14 protein-coding genes and 1 tRNA gene are annotated in these 15988 nt (G+C 68.4%); 11 read left to right on the top strand and 4 right to left on the bottom strand.

The window, feature by feature from the left end; genetic code table 11:
- Positions 1-61: 61 nt before the first annotated feature.
- The 7 genes from EL288_RS03325 (at position 62) to EL288_RS03295 (ending at position 7081) form a co-directional block, all read left to right on the top strand.
- Positions 62-1003 carry a Bug family tripartite tricarboxylate transporter substrate binding protein gene (locus EL288_RS03325; protein WP_225665527.1) on the top strand — a complete coding sequence of 314 codons (942 nt, stop codon included), beginning with the start codon at positions 62-64 and terminating at the stop codon, positions 1001-1003.
- Between the two features lie 87 nt (positions 1004-1090).
- Positions 1091-2053 carry a Bug family tripartite tricarboxylate transporter substrate binding protein gene (locus EL288_RS03320; protein WP_003814838.1) on the top strand — a complete coding sequence of 321 codons (963 nt, stop codon included), beginning with the start codon at positions 1091-1093 and terminating at the stop codon, positions 2051-2053.
- An 18-nt stretch (positions 2054-2071) separates the two neighbouring features.
- Positions 2072-3214, top strand: a complete 1143-nt coding sequence (locus EL288_RS03315; protein WP_003814839.1) for a thiolase family protein — start codon at positions 2072-2074, stop codon at positions 3212-3214.
- Positions 3211-3627 carry a Zn-ribbon domain-containing OB-fold protein gene (locus EL288_RS03310; protein WP_003814841.1) on the top strand — a complete coding sequence of 139 codons (417 nt, stop codon included), beginning with the start codon at positions 3211-3213 and terminating at the stop codon, positions 3625-3627. The genes EL288_RS03315 and EL288_RS03310 overlap by 4 nt, the downstream gene beginning before the upstream one ends.
- Positions 3624-4820, top strand: coding sequence for a succinyl-CoA--benzylsuccinate CoA-transferase (locus EL288_RS03305; protein ID WP_033447952.1), 1197 nt, complete (start codon positions 3624-3626; stop codon positions 4818-4820). The genes EL288_RS03310 and EL288_RS03305 overlap by 4 nt, the downstream gene beginning before the upstream one ends.
- Entirely contained in the window at positions 4817-6031 is a 1215-nt protein-coding gene (locus EL288_RS03300) for a CaiB/BaiF CoA transferase family protein (RefSeq protein WP_033459000.1), read from the top strand. Before EL288_RS03305 ends, EL288_RS03300 begins: the two co-directional genes overlap by 4 nt.
- 6 nt (positions 6032-6037) lie before the next feature.
- Positions 6038-7081, top strand: a complete 1044-nt coding sequence (locus tag EL288_RS03295; protein WP_003814847.1) for an amidohydrolase family protein — start codon at positions 6038-6040, stop codon at positions 7079-7081.
- Positions 7082-7196: 115 nt separating this feature from the next.
- Here EL288_RS03295 and EL288_RS03290 read toward each other — a convergent pair.
- Both EL288_RS03290 and EL288_RS03285 read right to left on the bottom strand, forming a co-directional pair.
- Positions 7197-7287, bottom strand: a tRNA-Ser gene (locus tag EL288_RS03290).
- 106 nt (positions 7288-7393) lie between these two features.
- Positions 7394-8188 carry a GntR family transcriptional regulator gene (locus EL288_RS03285; RefSeq protein ID WP_003814848.1) on the bottom strand — a complete coding sequence of 265 codons (795 nt, stop codon included), beginning with the start codon at positions 8186-8188 and terminating at the stop codon, positions 7394-7396.
- Between the two features lie 100 nt (positions 8189-8288).
- Here EL288_RS03285 and EL288_RS03280 point away from each other — a divergent pair, with 100 nt between their 5' ends.
- The 4 genes from EL288_RS03280 (at position 8289) to EL288_RS03265 (ending at position 13190) form a co-directional block, all read left to right on the top strand.
- Positions 8289-9524 carry a methylaspartate ammonia-lyase gene (locus EL288_RS03280; RefSeq protein WP_010927102.1) on the top strand — a complete coding sequence of 412 codons (1236 nt, stop codon included), beginning with the start codon at positions 8289-8291 and terminating at the stop codon, positions 9522-9524.
- 68 nt (positions 9525-9592) lie between these two features.
- Positions 9593-10609 carry a Bug family tripartite tricarboxylate transporter substrate binding protein gene (locus EL288_RS03275; protein ID WP_003814852.1) on the top strand — a complete coding sequence of 339 codons (1017 nt, stop codon included), beginning with the start codon at positions 9593-9595 and terminating at the stop codon, positions 10607-10609.
- Positions 10610-10620: 11 nt separating this feature from the next.
- Complete coding sequence (locus EL288_RS03270; protein ID WP_033446468.1) at positions 10621-11997, top strand: MmgE/PrpD family protein; 1377 nt, start codon at positions 10621-10623, stop codon at positions 11995-11997.
- Positions 11994-13190: an MFS transporter gene (locus EL288_RS03265; RefSeq protein WP_033459001.1), complete on the top strand. Its 1197-nt coding sequence runs from the start codon at positions 11994-11996 to the stop codon at positions 13188-13190. Before EL288_RS03270 ends, EL288_RS03265 begins: the two co-directional genes overlap by 4 nt.
- On the opposite strand, the gene EL288_RS03260 is transcribed toward EL288_RS03265, so the two are convergent.
- The gene (locus EL288_RS03260) at positions 13187-14725 is read right to left on the bottom strand and encodes a SpoVR family protein (RefSeq protein WP_003814858.1); all 1539 of its coding nucleotides are present in this window, start codon (positions 14723-14725) and stop codon (positions 13187-13189) included. The two genes, EL288_RS03265 and EL288_RS03260, sit on opposite strands and share 4 nt — an antisense overlap.
- Positions 14722-15981 (bottom strand): YeaH/YhbH family protein, encoded by a 1260-nt coding sequence (locus EL288_RS03255; RefSeq protein WP_003814861.1) that lies wholly within the window; start codon positions 15979-15981, stop codon positions 14722-14724. Before EL288_RS03255 ends, EL288_RS03260 begins: the two co-directional genes overlap by 4 nt.
- Positions 15982-15988 lie beyond the last annotated feature (7 nt).

Here is a 15988-nt window from a genome sequence, read left to right as displayed (position 1 = left end):
CAAGAATATTCCTGCCTTCCACAGGCGTTGTCACGGCCTTGTCCAGGGACTGGCTCGCACCTTGCTGCTGGCTCCAGTGCTGCTGGCGCTTTCCGTGCCTGCCGCGCAGGCGCAGACCTGGCCGAGCCGGCCCATCCGGATGGTCGTCGCTGCCGGCGCCGGCAGCAGCGTGGACGTGTTCGCGCGCCTGGTCTCCGAACGCCTGTCGAAAGCGCTGGGCCAGGCCGTCATCGTGGACCCGCGCCCAGGCGCCAATGGCACCATTGCCGCGCAGGCCGTGGCCAGCGCCAAGCCGGACGGCTACACGCTGCTCTACGCCGGCAATTCCGCCCTGGTGGTCGCGCCGCTCATGACGAAGGACCTGCCCTACGATGCGGAAAAGGACCTGGAGCCCGTCGCGCCTGTGGTGTACGTGCCGCTCGCCATCGCGGTCGGCGCCAAAAGCGCCATCCAGAACATCCAGGAGCTGGTGGCAGGCGCCAAGACCGACGAAGTCTTCTTCGCCACCCCCGGCGCGGCGTCGCTGTCGCGCCTTATCGGCGAGAGCATCAATCAGAAGGCCGGCACCCGGCTGGTCAACATCGCCTATCCCAGCTCGCCGCCCGCGCACACCGATATCATCGGCGGCCAGGTCCCTATCCTTATCGATGGCCTGGGCGGCATCGCTCCGCACGCCAAGAGCGGCCGCATGCGCCTGCTGGCGGTCTCCACCGCCAGCCGCTTCGCCGGGTTCCCGGACGTACCCTCGATTTCCGAGGCCGTGCCGGGCCTGGCAACGCCGAGCATGAACATCGTCATGGCGCCGGCGGGCACGCCCGCCGAGGTGCTGGACCTGCTCAACCGCCACATCAACGAAATCACCGCCGACCCGGCGATCGCCAGCCGCTTCATTCCCATGGGCGGCGAATCGGCACAAGGGTCGCGGCAGGATACCGCGGCCATGCTGCGCGAGCAGCGCGTCGAATTCCGCAAGCTGATGCAGACCGCCAACATCAAACCGTAGCGGGTGGCCGCCACGCGTGGCGGCCACCCGCAAGGCGATGCGTCCGCCGACGATCGCCGCCCCACCATCCCGATAGGCATAATCAACATGAAAATCTCGTTCATGGGCGCAGCCCTGTCCGCCGCTTTCAGCCTCGTGTTCGGCGCTTGCCAGGCCGAGACGTATCCCGACAAACCGGTCAGGGTCGTGGTGCCCGCGGCGCCCGGGGGAATCTCCGACAACATCACGCGCGTCGTGGCGGCCGAAATGCAGAACGTCCTCGGCCAGCCCCTGGTCATCGAAAACCTTGCCGGCGCAAGCGGAAACATCGGCACGTCGCGCGGCTTGTCGGCCCGCCCCGATGGCTACACCCTGACCGGCCTGACCACGGTACAGACCGCCTCGATGGCTACCCGGCCGGAGACAACGCCCGACCTGCTCGAGCGCGGCGAGCCCGTGATGATGATGTCGCGCAGCTGCCTGGTCCTGGTCGTGCCCAGTTCGCTGGGCATCAAGACCTTGCAGGAGTTCATCGCCTACGCCAAGGCCAATCCGGGCAAGATCTCCTATGGAAGCCCCGGCGTGGGATCCGGCTATCACATCATGAGCGAAGTGCTCAACGCCGCCGCCGGGCTGGACATGGTGCACATCGCCTACAAGGGCGAGCAACCCGCCACGACCGACCTGCTGGCCGGCCGCATCCAGGTGATGTTCCACACCTCGCCGTATCCGTACATCCAGTCTGGCCAACTGGTCGCCCTGGCGGTCACCTCCGAGCAACCCTGGCCCTACGCGCCGTCGGTGCCCACGCTCAACGCCGTCATACCCGGCGTTTCCTATTACGGCTGGTCGGCGCTCTACGCCCCCAAGGGCACCCCCACGCAAATCATCGACCGCCTGAACGCCGCGGGCAACACTGCGCTGCGGTCCGAACGCGTCGCCGCGGGATTCAAATCGCTGGGCATCGTGCCGGCCGGTGGTACGCCGGACGACTTGCTGGAGCAAGTGCGATCCGACGTCACCACGTTCCGCGACGTCGTGAAGAAGCGGAACATCGTGGTGGCGGACTGAGACTGGAGCGAACAGGACATGACGTTGAAGAACAAGGCAGCCATCGTGGGCGTCGGCGCCTCCGCGCAAGGCGCATTGCCGGGCAGCACGCCCATCTCGCTGGCCATCGATGCATTCAAGGCCGCCCTGGACGACTGCGGGCTGCAAAAGTCCGACATCGACGGGCTGCTCACGCATCCCGGCACGACCTCGCCCGAGGGCTCGTACAACTACTTGCGCCTGGGCGAGGCGCTGGGCATCAATCCGGCCTACACGGGCAGCCTGACCATGGGCGGGGGCACCGCCGGCGCACTGATCCAGAATGCCGTGATGGCGGTGACCAGCGGATTGGCCAGGAATGTCGCCTGCGTCTTCGGCGACACCCCGAAAACCGGCAATTACCGCTTCTCGAAGCCTTCCGGATGGGGCGACTCCTGGTCGATCTGGGGCATGTACGCGGCCGCCGGCAACAGCGCCCTGTCCGCCGCGCGCCACATGGCGCTCTACGGCACCACGAGCCGGCAGCTCGGCGAAGTCGCCGTGGCCTGCCGCAAGCACGCCAGCCTCAATCCCAACGCGCTGATGCGCGAGCCGATCACGGTAGATGACCATCAGGCCTCGCGCTGGATCGTCGAACCCTTTCACCTGCTCGACTGCTGCCTGATCAGCGATGGCGGCGTGTGCGTCATCGTGTCGTCCACCGAGCACGCCCGGGACACGAAGCAGCCGGTGGTGCGGATCGCGGGCATGGGCCAGGCCTATACGGCCCAGATGCTGGAACGCGAAGACTGGTGGTATGTCCCGCACCAGCGCGAAGCGCTCGACCGCGCCTTCGCCATGGCCGGACTGGGCCCGCGGGATGTCGACGTGGCCCAGCTGTACGACAACTTCACCTACAGCGTAATTCTGTGGCTGGAACACGCAGGATTCTGCAAGCGCGGCGAAGGCGGGGCTTTCGTCGAGGGCGGACGCATCCAGCTGGGCGGCGAACTCCCGGTCAACACCGCTGGCGGCAACCTCTCGGAGTCATACATGGAAGGCTGGCTGCACGTGGTGGAGGGCGTGCGCCAGATACGCGGCCAGTGCGGGCCGCGCCAGGTGCCCGACGCCGAAGTCTGCCTGGTCACCGGCCGCGGCATGACGCTGAACAACTCGAACGCCATGCTGCTGACCAAGGGATGATGATGAGCGACTACAGCAAGCCACTGCCCGAACTCAACGACTTGAACCGCCCGTTCTGGGCCGCGGCCAGGCAAGGCCGCCTGTCGCTGCAGCATTGCGCGTCCTGCGGGCACGTGCAATACCCGATCAACCCCGTCTGCACCACTTGCCTGGACGACCGGCTCGAGTGGCGCGACGTATCCGGCAAAGGCGAGATCTTCTCGTACATCGTCTATCACAAGGCGTATACGCCGGCCTACGCCGACGAGCTGCCGTACAACGTCGCCATGATTCAGTTGGCCGAAGGTCCGCGCCTCATCAGCAACGTCAGGCATGCGCAAGGCGCCACGCCCAAGGTCGGCGACCCCGTCCAGGTGGTGTTCGACCAGGTGACCGACGACATCGCCATCCCGCGCTTCGAGGTGCTGGCATGACGGCGGCCGACGCCACGCTCGCGGCCGGGGCCCTCAGCGGCCTGCGGGTGCTCGATCTGACCGACTCGAGCGAACAGTACTGCGGCCGGCTGCTGGCGCAACTGGGCGCCGACGTGACGCTCGTGGAGCCGCCACGGGGCACCTCCACCCGGCATCGCGGCCCTTTTCTCCAGGGTGCGTCCGGCCCCAACGCCAGCCTGCTCTTCAACTATCTGAACCTGGGCAAGTCCAGTGTCGTGGCCGACCTGGAAACCGAACAGGGTCGCGCGACGCTCCATGCCCTGGCGCGCCAGGCCGATGTCCTGATCGAATCGCGCGCGCCGGCGGAGAACCGCCGGCTGGGCCTGGACTATGCCGCGCTTCGCGCCGTCAACGAGCGCCTGATCGTCACCAGCATCACGCCATTCGGTCAGGATGGCCCCTATGCCGGCTACCAAGGCGACGATCTGGTCGCCATGGCGCTGGGCGGCTTTCTTTACCTGGGCGGCTATGCCGACCGCGAGCCCGTGGGCGCGCCGGGCGACCAGGCGCTGCTGGCGGCGGCCCAGTTCGCCGCGGTTGCCACCGCCATTGCCGTCTGGGACGTGGAGCGGCATCCGGCCGATGGGCAGGGGCGCCATATCGACGTGTCGGTCCAGGAATCCATCTCCATGGGACTGGAGACCGCCGTGCAGTTCGCCGAACTCGAGGGCACGGTGCGCCGGCGCCAGGGCGGCGAGCAACGCATGGCCGGCATGGGCGTGTTCCCATGCAAGGATGGACAGATCTACTACATGGCCGGTGGCGTGGGCAATGGCCGTTTCTGGCAGGCCAGCACCGAGTGGCTGCTCGACGAGCAAGTGCCGCGCGCGGCCGAATTGCAGGCCCCGGAATGGTGGGACCGTGACTTCATTTCGACCAGCGAGGCCAAGACGCGCTTCTACGAAATATTCACGCCTTTTTCCCTCGCCCGCACCAAGGCCGAGCTGTATGAGCAAGCGCAACAGCGGCGGTTGCCGCTATGCCCCATGAACACGCCAGCCGACGTCGTGGAAAGCACCCAATTGGCCCACCGGAATTTCTTCACCGAGGCCGCCATCCCGTCGTTGCGGGCCGCCTTCCGCGTTCCCGGGGCCCCGTTCCAGATGAGCGCCACCCCCTGCGCCGCCCACCGCGTCGCGCCAGAACTGCCCGCCGAGGTGCATGCCGAATGAAAAAACTGCCCTTGTACGACGTGAGAATCGCCGACTTCACCTGGCTTGGCGCCGGCTCGTTCACGACCAAGATATTCGCCGACATGGGCGCCGAGGTCATCAAGGTGGAGAGCGCCAAGCGTCCGGACGCGCTGCGGCACAGTCCGCCCTACAAGGACCGCCAGCCAGGCGCCAACCGCAGCGGCTACTTCTCCGACCGCAATTCCAGCAAGCGCAGCGTGACGCTCAATCTGAAGACCGAAGCCGGTCTCGCGGTGGCGCGCGAGTTGATCGCCTGCTCGGATGTGGTGGCCAACAACTTCTCGGCAGGCGTCATGGACAAGCTGGGCCTGGGCTACGAAAGCGTCCGCGCCATCAAGCCCGATATCGTGTACCTGTCGATGTCGATGCTCGGGCAGACCGGGCCGCAAGCGCACTACCTGGGCTATGGCCTGACGATCGGAGCGCTGACGGGCCTGCATGGACTGGCCGGCCTGCCCGGCCGCGACCCCACCGGCACCGGAACCAACTACTCGGATCACATCCCGAACCCGACTCATGCCGCATTGGCCGTAATGGCGGCGCTACGTCACCGGCGGCGGACGGGGCAGGGCCAGTTCATCGACCTGTCGCAAATAGAACCCACCGCCTGCCTCCTGGGTCCGGTCATCGCCGACTACACCGCCAACGGGACATTGCCCGAACCAATGGGCAACCGGCACCGCCCTTGCGCGCCCTATGGCGTCTTCCCCTGCACCGGCGAGGACCGCTGGATCGCCATCGCCGTGCAGACCGACGAGCAATGGCGCCGCCTGGCCCATGCCTTGCCGGACGGACCGCTGCGCGCGGCGCGCTGGGAAACCGCGGCCAACCGCCTGGCCGACGCCGCGGCCCTGGAGCAGGCGCTGGGCGACATCACCCGCGGCCGGGATCGGGACGACCTGATGCGGCACTTGCAGCAAGCCGGCGTGCCTGCCGGCGCCGTGCTGGATGCGCGCGACGTGCTGAGCGACCCCCAGCTGACGCATCGCGAACACTGGGTGCCGCACGAACACGCCGAAATGGGCCTCACCACCTATAGCGCGCTGCCCTTCCGCTTCTCCGACGTTCCCGTTCGCCCGCGGGCCGCGGCCCCCTTGCTTGGCGAGCATACGCACACGGTCCTGCGCGACATACTGCGCAAATCAACGGATGAAATCCAGGCGCTGCAAGGCGCGGGCGCGCTGGAATAACGAATCATGAATATCCAGAAAGCACACGACGTGGCGCCGCCCGAGTGGCTCGCCCAGGTGCGAGAGCCCGCGCTCTGTCCCGAGCAGATCATCGTCGACCCCCATCATCACCTCTGGGACCGGCAGGGGCAGTTGTACCTGCTGCCCCAGTTCCTGGAAGACCAGGCCGGCGACCACCGCATCGTCTCGACCGTCTATGTACAGGGCCGGGCCATGTACCGGGCTGGCGCGCACGCGCTGGCTCCCGTAGGCGAGACGGAATTCGCCCGCGGCGTGGCGGCCATGTGCGCCAGCGGCCGGTACGGAGAAACACGGGTTTGCGACGGCATCGTCGCCCATGCCGACCTGACGCAGGGCGACGGCGTCGAGCGCGTGCTGCAGGCGCATGTCGAAGCCGGCGGCCGGCATTTCAAGGGTATACGCCATATGGCGACCTGGGATGCCGACCCCGCCCTGATGAACCCGGACGTGGCGCCGCCGCCCCATCTGCTGGGCGAGACCCGGTTTCGCCGCGGCTTCGCCGTGCTGGACCGCATGGGGCTGGTGTTCGACGCCTGGGTGTTCCATCCGCAGCTTGCGGATGTCGTGGCCCTGGCCTCGGCCTTTCCCGACACCACCATCGTGCTCAACCACCTGGGCGGCATCCTGAACACCGGCTCCTATGCCGGCCGCCGCGAGGCAATCCGGGCCGACTGGCTGGCCTCGCTGCGCGAGCTGGCCACCTGCCCCAACGTCTATCTCAAGCTGGGCGGGCTGGGAATGCGGATTTCCGGGTTCGACTATCCGTCGCGCCCGCGCCCGCCGAACTCCACCGAACTGGCCGCCGACTTCGCGCCCTACATGCTGCCGGCCATCGACCTCTTCGGACCCGAACGCTGCATGTTCGAAAGCAACTTCCCGGTGGACAAGCGCTCGTACACCTACGGCGTGCTATGGAATGCCTTCAAGCGGCTGGCGGCGGACATGAGCCAGGCCGAGCGCGACCACCTGTTCTACCAGACCGCGGCAAAGGCGTATCGGCTGAACCTGGATCACATCGCCGCGGATTGACGCCCCGCCTCGATCGAGGCGCAGGCATATGCGCATGGCCAGGCCATGCAACGAAACAGGCGGGCGTCAATGACGCCCGCCTGTTTCGTTGTGTCTTGATTAATATGGGAATTCTTGGCGGACAGAGGGGGATTCGAACCCCCGATACGCTTATCACGTATACACGCTTTCCAGGCGTGCGCCTTCAACCACTCGGCCACCTGTCCTGATCTGGATTCGCGACTTGCCCGCGCGGCAAGGCACGCGGGAAAAGCGAATCTGCGATTCTAGCAGGATTCGGGCGGGCTTGTCCCGGCTCGTGTGGCCGCGCCGCTACGCGCGGCCGGCGCCCTTGCGCGGTCGCCCGCCCACGGCTTCGTCGGGCGCTTGCATGGCCGTCAGGACGTAGTTGATCTGGTACTCCTCGCGGTACAGGGTCTCGCCCCACAGCAGCGGCGTGTCGGCCGCGTCCAGGAAGGTATGCGTGCGCACCATGACCGGCCGGCCCTTCTCCAGCTGCAGGTGCCTGGCCACCGCCGCCGGCACCAGCGCGACGCGCACCGCATTGAGAAAGCGCGTGATCGGCATGCCGACCTCCTCGTCCAGCAGCGACTGGACCGAGCGCCGCGCCAGCATCTCGGCGGTCAGCCGCGCGCCCACCAGCGCGGGCAGGTAGCGCAGCTCGAAGGCGATCGGCTTGCCCGAAAGCAGGCGCAGGCGCTGCAGCCGGTAGACCGGCTCGCCGCGCCCAAGCCGCAGCGTATCGCGCACGTGGTCTTCGACCACGGCCTTGCCGTAGCCGATCACCTCATAGGTGAGATCGCGCGCGAAGGCATCCTGCTCGAAATAGGCCACCCGGTGCGTGTCCACCGTGGACGACAGCTTGGGCTGCGCGACGAAGCTGCCCACGCCGCGCTTGCGCTCGACCAGGCCTTCGAACACCAGTTGCTGGATCGCGTGCACCACCGTCGCGCGCGTGGTGGCGTAGCGCTTGGCGAGCTCGGTTTCCGACGGCAGCAGGTCGCCCGGCGCGTACGCGGCGTTGCTGATCGCGTCGCGAATGGCGTTGCGGATCTTGAGATAGACAGGCACGGCGGGTCGGCGCCCGGCGCTTGACGCAGGTTGCATAGTCAACTAGTCTTTATGCTGAAAACGATTCATAAGCGTATCACTAGGCCGACGGCCGGAGCCGCCGCCCCCTCCCAGCCCTTCCCTTACGCAGGATGCAATGAAACCCATGCAGCAGGACGTTCCCCCCATCCGTATCGAAGCCGTGCGCGTGACGGCGGGCATCGGCGGCCACTGGATCAACGACCAGATGGCGGTGCAGACCGGCGCCACGGCCGACGGCTACTTCTTCGAGGGCCCGACCAGCTCGACGGCCTTTCCGGCGGTGCGCTCGCCCAGCGTGGCCTACCTGGTCAGCCTGGACCTCGCCGACGGGCAGACGGCCCATGGCGACTGCACCACGGTGGCCAACGCCGGCTATGCCGGGCGCCCCCTGCCCCTGCGGCGCGAGGATGTCCAGGCCGTGCAGGCCGTGCTGCAGGAAAGCCTGGCCGGGCGCAGCTTCGCCGGTTTCCGCGAGGCCGCCGGCGCCCTGGACGCCATGCCGCTGGCCGATACGCTGCGCCTGCCGGTCGAGTACGGCGTGAGCCAGGCGCTGCTGGAAGCGGCGGCGCTGGCCAGCCGCACCCGGATGGTGGACGTGCTGTGCCGCGAATTCGGCCGCCCCGGCCCCACCCGCGGGCCGGGTTTTGCCGGATCATGCGGCGGCGCGTGGGAGGCCAATGTGGACAAGGCCATCGTGCGCGGCCTGGACATGTTCCCGCAATCGGCCATCCAGAGCCGCGCCGAGTGCGAACGCCTGCCGGATTACGCCGCCTGGATCGCCGGGCGCATCCGCAAGCTGGGCGCCGCGGGCTACCGGCCCGACCTGCATTTCGATTTCCATTCCTCGCTGGGACGGATGCTGGACAACGACGAGGACCGCGTCCTCGACTATCTGGCCACCATCTGCGAGCGCGCGGCCGGGCTGACCGTCTTCTTCGAGGATCCCATGCTGTCGGGCAGCGCCGCCGAGGCCCGCGAGCGGATGGGCTCGCTGCGCGCCAAGCTGGATGCGCGCCTGCCCAATGCCCGCCTGATCGCCGACGAATGGGCCAACGGGCCGGGCAACGTGCGGGCGTTCGCCGCATCGGGCGCGGCCCATGCCGTGCAGATCAAGATGCCGGACAACGGCTCGCTGCTGACCACCATCGACGCCATCCAGGGCTGCCAGGAGCACGGCACGCTGGCCTACCTGGGCGGCAGCTGCAACGAAACCGACATCTCGTCGCGCGCCTCCATCCACGTGGGCCTGGCGTTCGGCGCCTGGCGCATGCTGACCAAGCCTGGCCTGGGCTTCGACGAAGGCCTGATGATCATGACCAACGAAATCAGCCGCACCTTGAGCAAACGCTGAGCCGCTGCCCGGCCCTGCGCCGGGACGGCCGCGACCATGGACCACCACCACAGGGGAAAACCAAGACCATGCATGCACGACTACACTCCCGAGGCGCCCGCCTCGCCGCCCGCCTGGCGCTCGCCGCCCTGACGGCCGGCGCGGCCGCGCTGCCGCAGGCGGCGGCCGCCGCCGATTCCGCCTCCTTCCCGGACCGCCCGGTCACCATGGTGGTGCCGTTCCCGCCCGGCGCGGCCACCGACATCATCGCCCGCACCGTGGCCCAGAAGCTGAGCGACAAATGGGGCCAGTCGGTGGTGGTCGAGAACCGCGCCGGCGCCACCGGCTCGATCGGGTCCACCTACGTCGCGCGCTCGGCGCCGGACGGCCACACGCTGCTGGTCGCCACCACCAGCAGCCACACCATGGGCCCCAATCTTTCCTCCAGGCTGCCCTGGGATCCGGTAAGCAGCTTCGCGCCGGTGACGCTGCTGGCCTGGGCGCCCAACGTCCTGGAGGTCAACCCCTCGGTGCCGGCGAAATCGGTCCAGGAACTGATCGCCTTGCTGAAGAAGAACCCGGGCAAGTACACCTTCGCCTCGTCGGGCACCGGCAGTTCCATCCACCTGGCCGGCGAAATGTTCAAGGAGCAGGCGGGCGTGGACATGGTGCACGTGCCCTACAAGGGAGCCGCGCCGGCGGTGGCCGACCTGCTCGGCGGCCAGGTCGACATCATGTTCGACACCGTGGCGCTGTCGCTGCCGCACCTGAAGGCCGGCAAGCTGCGCCCGCTGGCGGTCACCACCACCCGGCGCTCCTCGTCCCTGCCCGACGTGCCCACCATGCGCGAGGCGGGCCTGCCCGGCTATGAAATGGCGGCCTGGATCGGCCTGCTGGCGCCGGCCGGCACGCCCGAGGCGGTCGTGGCCAGGATCCAGGCCGACGTCGGCGCGGTGCTGAAAATGCCCGACGTCAAGGAAAAGCTGCAGGCGCAGGGCACCGACATCTCCGGCATGCCCGGCAGCGAGTTCGCCGTGCTCATCAAGGACGAACTGGGCCGCTATGGCCAGGTCATGAAACAGGCCGGCATCCAGCCCGGCGATTGAGAGGGACCGTCATGCCCGCCGCCCACGCCACCAGCCAGCCGCCAGCCACCCGCTGGCTGGCCGAGCACGCCCTGAGATTCGACTACGACATGCTGCCCGCCGATGCGCGGCGCATCGTCCGCCACTGCATCCTCGACTGGTACGCGGTCACGCTGGCGGCCTGCCGCGAACCCGCCGTCGCCGCACTGGTCGACGATGCGCTCGAGGAAGGCGCGGGCGGCGCCTCGCCGGTGATCGGCCACGCCGCCGGCGTCTCGCAAGGCGCCGCGGCGCTGATCCAGGGCACCGCGGCGCACTGGCTGGACTACGACGACGTCAACCTGGCCATCACCGGCCATCCGACCGCGGTCGTGTACTCGGCCCTGCTGCCGCTGGCGCTGGCGCGCGGAAGCACGGCGCGCGAAGTGATGGCCGCCTTCGCGGCCGGCTACGAAACGGCCTGCCGCGTGGGGCGCTGGCTGGGCGACGTCCACTACCGCCATGGCTATCACGCCACCGCCACGGCCGGCGCGGTGGCCGCGGCCGCGGCGTGCGCCCGGCTGATGCGCCTGTCCACCGCGCAGACCGCTTCCGCGCTGTGCTTGGCCGGCACGCAGGCCGCCGGCCTGAAAGCCCTGTTCGGCACCATGGCCAAGCCGCTGCACGCCGGCCTGGCCGCGCGCAACGGGCTGATGGCCGCCCGGCTGGCCGCGCGCGGACTGGACGCGGGCCAGCAGGGCCTGGAAGCGGCGCAGGGTTTCGCGGCCGTGCTGAGCCCGGCGCCCGACTGGCCCGCGGCCACCGCCACGCCGCCCGGCGGACTCTTCCTCGGCGGACGTCTCTTCAAGTACCATGCATCCTGCTATGGCACCCACGCCGTGATCGAATGCGGCCGGATGCTGCGTGAACGTGGCGCACGCGTGCAGGACATCGCCCGGATCACCCTGCATGCCCATCCCGGCAGCGAAAACATGTGCAATATCGCCACGCCCCGCACCGCCAACGAAGCCCGCTTCAGCCTGCGCATGAACGCCGCATTCGGCCTGCTCGGGCTGGACGCCAGCGCCATCGACGCCTACACGCCGGCCCGCCTGGCCGATCCCGCCATCGCCGAGCTGCGCGACCGCATGCGGGTCGAATTCCACGACGATCTCGCCATGATGGAATCGCGCATGCTGATCGAGCACCACGATGGCTCGGCCATGCAGGCGCGCCATGACGCGGGTGTGCCGGCCGGCAGCATCGATGACGAAGCCGCCCGCCTGCAGGCCAAGTTCCACGCCCTGGCCGCGCCGGTGATCGGCGTGGGCGCGGCCGGGCGGCTGCGCGACGCCATCCTGGACCTGGACGCGGCGCCCGGCCTGCACGCCCTGGCCGTAACGGTACCGGCCACCGGCGGCGCGGCGTGAGCGAACCCCGTCCGCGGCGCATCCTGCCCATCATCGTACTGGCGCAGTTCTGCGGCACCTCGCTCTGGTTCGCCGGCAACGCCGCCAGCGCCGACCTGGGCATGGGCGACAGCGTGGCGTATGTAGCCAGCGCGGTGCAGCTGGGCTTCATCGTCGGCACGCTGTGCTCGGCCTGGCTGCGGATCGCCGACCGCTACGCGGCCTCCCGGCTGTTCTTCGGCTCGTGCCTGCTGGGCGCGGCCTGCAACTATCCGCTGACCATGCTCGCCCTGGCGACGCTGCCGCAACCCGACGCGGCGGTGCTGATCCTGCGGTTCCTGGTGGGCGTGGCGCTGGCCGGCATCTATCCCGTCGGCATCCGCGCCGCGGCGAGCTGGTTCCAGGCCGGACTGGGGCACGCGCTGGGCTTCCTGACCGGCGCGCTGGTGCTGGGCACCTCGTTTCCCCACTTGATGCGGGCCCTGGGCGCGCGGATCGACGGCAACCTGGTGCTGGCCAGCGCCTCGGCCATCGCGGTGCTGGGCGGCGCGGCCATGCTGGCCTGGGTGCCGGACGGCCCCTACGCGCGCCGCGCCCCATCCTCCGGCGGTGGCACGCTGGCCCAGGCCTGGCGCAGCCTGCCCGGCCTGCGGGCCGCGGCCATCGGCTACTTCGGGCACATGTGGGAACTGTACGCGTTCTGGACCTTCGTGCCCTTCTACGTGGCCGCGCACGCCGCGGCGCTGGGCGCGCCCATGGCGGCGCCGACGGTTTCCCTGTGGGCGTTCGCCATCATCGGCCTGGGCGCGCTGGGCTGCGTGGGCGGCGGCTTCGTGTCGCGCCGGCTGGGCAGCCGGCCGGTGGCGTTGACCCAACTGTCATTGTCGGGCCTGTGCTGCGTGCTCTCGCCACTGTGCTTTGCCCTGCCCACGCCCGCCTTCCTGGCCTTCCTGCTGTTCTGGGGCATCGTGGTGGTGGGCGATTCGCCGCAGTTCGCGGCCCTGGTGGCGCAGGAGTCGCCGCCAGCCCAGGTCGGCAGCATCGTGACCCTGGTCAACGCCATCGGCTTTGCCATCACGGTGGTCAGCATCCAGCTGCTCGACGCGCTGGCCGGCGCCCTGCCGGCGCCGTATGTCATGGCCGTGCTGGCGGCCGGGCCGATCATCGGCGTGGCGTGGGCCGGCGCCGGCGGCTGGCGTCCCGCGCCGCGCTAAGGCTCGATCTGGCGGTACGACAGCACCGTGCCGTCGGGCGCCGCCTCTTCCAGGCGCACGCGAAAGCCCCACAGCCTGGCCAGGTGCTTCATGACCTTGTCGGCGTCCTCGCCCGCCAGCGGGCGGCCGCGGCTTTGCTGGTGGCGCAGCACCAGCGCGCGGTCGGACTCGCGGAAATAGCGCACCACCTGGATATCGGGCACCTGGTTGTCGCGATTGTGCTGGGCAGCCAGCAGCTTGCGGATCTGCCGGTAGCCCTCGTCGTCGTGAATGGCGGCGACCTCCAGCTTGGGGTTGGCCTGGTGGTCGGCGATCGCGAAGAAGCGGAACTCGCGGATCAGCCGCGGCGACAGGTACTGCGAAATGAAGGACTCGTCCTTGAAGTTGCGCATGGCGAAGTCCAGCGTCGTCAGCCAGTCGCTGCCGGCGATGTCCGGGAACCAGCGGCGGTCTTCCTCGTCCGGCCGCTCGCAGATGCGCCGGATGTCCTGCATCATCGAAAACCCCAGCGCGTACGGGTTGACGCCGCCATAGCCGCGCTCGTCGAAACCGCGCTGGCTGACCACGTTGGTGTGGCTCTGCAGCACCTCGATCATGAAACCGTCGGTCACCCGCCCTTTCTGGTGCAGCCGGTTGAGCAAGGTGTAGTGCCAGAACGTGGCCCAGCCTTCGTTCATGACCTTGGTCTGGCCCTGCGGGTAGAAGTACTGGGCGATCTTGCGCACGATGCGCACCAGCTCCTTCTGCCAGGGCTCCAGCTTGGGCGCGTACTTCTCGATGAAGTACAGCAGGTTTTCCTCGGGTTCGGGCGGGAACACGGCGCGCCGCTCGCCGGCGCCGGCCGGGGACTCCTGGCGCGGCACGGTGCGCCACAGGTCGTTGTACTGCCGGCGCGCGTGCTCCTCGCGCTCGGCCTGGCGCTGCGCCTCCTCACGGTACGAGATGGGGGTGGGCCGCTTGTAGCGGTCCACGCCATGCGCCGCCAGCGCATGGCAGGAATCCAGGATCGCCTCGACGGCCTCGATGCCGTAGCGGTCTTCGCAGTCCATCACGTACTTGCGCGCGAAGACCAGGTAGTCGAGGATGCTGTCGGCGTCGGTCCATTGCCGGAACAGGTAATTGCCCTTGAAGAAGGAATTGTGGCCGTAGCAGGCGTGCGCGATCACCAGCGCCTGCATCGCCATGGAGTTCTCCTCCATCAGGTAGGCAATACATGGGCTGGAATTGATGACGATCTCGTACGCCAGGCCCTGCATGCCCTTGCGGTAGTACTGCTCGTTGCGGATGAACTCCTTGCCGTACGACCAGTGCGGATAGCCGATGGGCAGCCCGGCCGAGGCATAGGCGTCGAGCATCTGCTCGGAGGTGATGACTTCGATCTGGTTGGGATAGGTGTCCAGGCGGTACTCGCGGGCGATCTCCGAGATCGCCTCGTCGTAGCGCTGGATCAGCTCGAAGGTCCATTCCGAGCCTTCCGAAATGGGTTGCGCGCGGCCGACCGCATGCAGTTCGCCGCCACCGGTGATCGCATTCATACGGTTTCCTTCTTGAACAGGTCATGGAACACCGGGAAGATCTCCCCGCGTTCGCATATGCGCCGCATCACGAAATGCGACGCCGACTCTTGTTCGTATTCGGCCCACAGGCTGCTCTTGCGCGCCTCCTGCGAGTCGGGAACCTCGATATAGGCGAAATAGCGCGTGGCCGGCAGCAGGTTCTCGGCCAGAAAGCGCGCGCTCTTGCCCGCATCGGCGCCAAACGAGTCGCCGTCGCTGGCCTGCGCCGCGTAGATGTTCCACGTCGCCGGCGAATAGCGCTTCTGCACGATCTCGTGCATCAGCTCCAGGGCGGACAGCACGATGGTGCCGCCGCTCTTGGGATCGTAGAAGAACGTCTGCTCGTCCACCTCCTCGGCGTTGTCGGTATGGCGGATGAAGATCACGTCCACATGCTCGTACTTGCGCGACAGGAACATGTACAGCAGCGTGAAGAAGCGCTTGGCCAGGTCCTTCTTCATTTCGTCCATCGACCCGGACACGTCCATCAGGCAGAACATGACGGCGCGCGCCATGGGCACCGCCACCGCCACGCGGTTGCGGTAGCGCAGGTCGAGGTCGTCCAGGAAGGGCACGCGCGCCACCCGCGCGGCGCACTTCTCGACTTCGGCCAGCAGCCGGTCCAGCTCGGCCTGCGGTGCGCCGGCGTCGCGCGCCGCTTCCAGTTCCTGTTCGGCCGCATCCAGCGCCGCGCGCGCGCCCACCCCCAGCGCCACGCGCCGCGACAGCGACGCCTTCAGCGTGCGGTTGACGCTCAGCATGCTGGGCGAGCCGGTGGTGGTGTAGCCGGCGCGATGCCAGCGCTGCTGCTTGACATCGCCCAGTTGCGTGCGCGCCAGGTGCGGCAGCTCCAGATCCTCGAAGAACAGGTTCAGGAACTCGGCGCGCGACAGGCTGAAGGTGAACTGATCCACCGATTCGCCCTCGCCGGGCTGCGAGCCGGAACCGCCGTCGCCGCCTTGCGGGCGATCGAAGGTATCGCCCTTGGCGAACTCGCGGTTGCCGGGGTGGACGATCTCGCGATCGCCCCCCTCCCCGTGCCGGAAGCTCGGCTCGGAGATATCGCGCGCGGGAAGGTTGATTTCCCCGCCCTGGTCCATGTCCGAGATGGACCGCTCGCGGATCAGGTCCTGTACTGCCTTGCGGATCTGGTCCTTGTACCGCCTTAGAAAGCGCTCACGGTTGACAGCGCTTTTGTTGCGGCCGTTGAGCCGCCGATCAATGAGCGAATTCATGATTCAC

It is taken from the genome of Bordetella bronchiseptica, from assembly GCF_900636925.1.
Lineage (GTDB): Bacteria > Pseudomonadota > Gammaproteobacteria > Burkholderiales > Burkholderiaceae_B > Bordetella > Bordetella pertussis.
Note: the sequence above shows the minus strand (reverse complement) of the source record. Positions and strands in the feature narration are given on the sequence as shown.

What these genes read in the sequence shown, in the direction of transcription:
- EL288_RS03310 (WP_003814841.1), top strand. Translation starts at nt 3,211, where the DNA reads ATGATGATGAGCGACTACAGCAAGCCACTGCCCGAACTCAACGACTTG.
- EL288_RS03285 (WP_003814848.1), bottom strand. Translation starts at nt 8,188, where the DNA reads ATGCAACCTGCGTCAAGCGCCGGGCGCCGACCCGCCGTGCCTGTCTAT.
- EL288_RS03255 (WP_003814861.1), bottom strand. Translation starts at nt 15,981, where the DNA reads ATGAATTCGCTCATTGATCGGCGGCTCAACGGCCGCAACAAAAGCGCT.
- EL288_RS03260 (WP_003814858.1), bottom strand. Translation starts at nt 14,725, where the DNA reads ATGAATGCGATCACCGGTGGCGGCGAACTGCATGCGGTCGGCCGCGCG.
- EL288_RS03320 (WP_003814838.1), top strand. Translation starts at nt 1,091, where the DNA reads ATGAAAATCTCGTTCATGGGCGCAGCCCTGTCCGCCGCTTTCAGCCTC.
- EL288_RS03295 (WP_003814847.1), top strand. Translation starts at nt 6,038, where the DNA reads ATGAATATCCAGAAAGCACACGACGTGGCGCCGCCCGAGTGGCTCGCC.
- EL288_RS03275 (WP_003814852.1), top strand. Translation starts at nt 9,593, where the DNA reads ATGCATGCACGACTACACTCCCGAGGCGCCCGCCTCGCCGCCCGCCTG.
- EL288_RS03315 (WP_003814839.1), top strand. Translation starts at nt 2,072, where the DNA reads ATGACGTTGAAGAACAAGGCAGCCATCGTGGGCGTCGGCGCCTCCGCG.
- EL288_RS03300 (WP_033459000.1), top strand. Translation starts at nt 4,817, where the DNA reads ATGAAAAAACTGCCCTTGTACGACGTGAGAATCGCCGACTTCACCTGG.
- EL288_RS03305 (WP_033447952.1), top strand. Translation starts at nt 3,624, where the DNA reads ATGACGGCGGCCGACGCCACGCTCGCGGCCGGGGCCCTCAGCGGCCTG.
- EL288_RS03280 (WP_010927102.1), top strand. Translation starts at nt 8,289, where the DNA reads ATGAAACCCATGCAGCAGGACGTTCCCCCCATCCGTATCGAAGCCGTG.
- EL288_RS03270 (WP_033446468.1), top strand. Translation starts at nt 10,621, where the DNA reads ATGCCCGCCGCCCACGCCACCAGCCAGCCGCCAGCCACCCGCTGGCTG.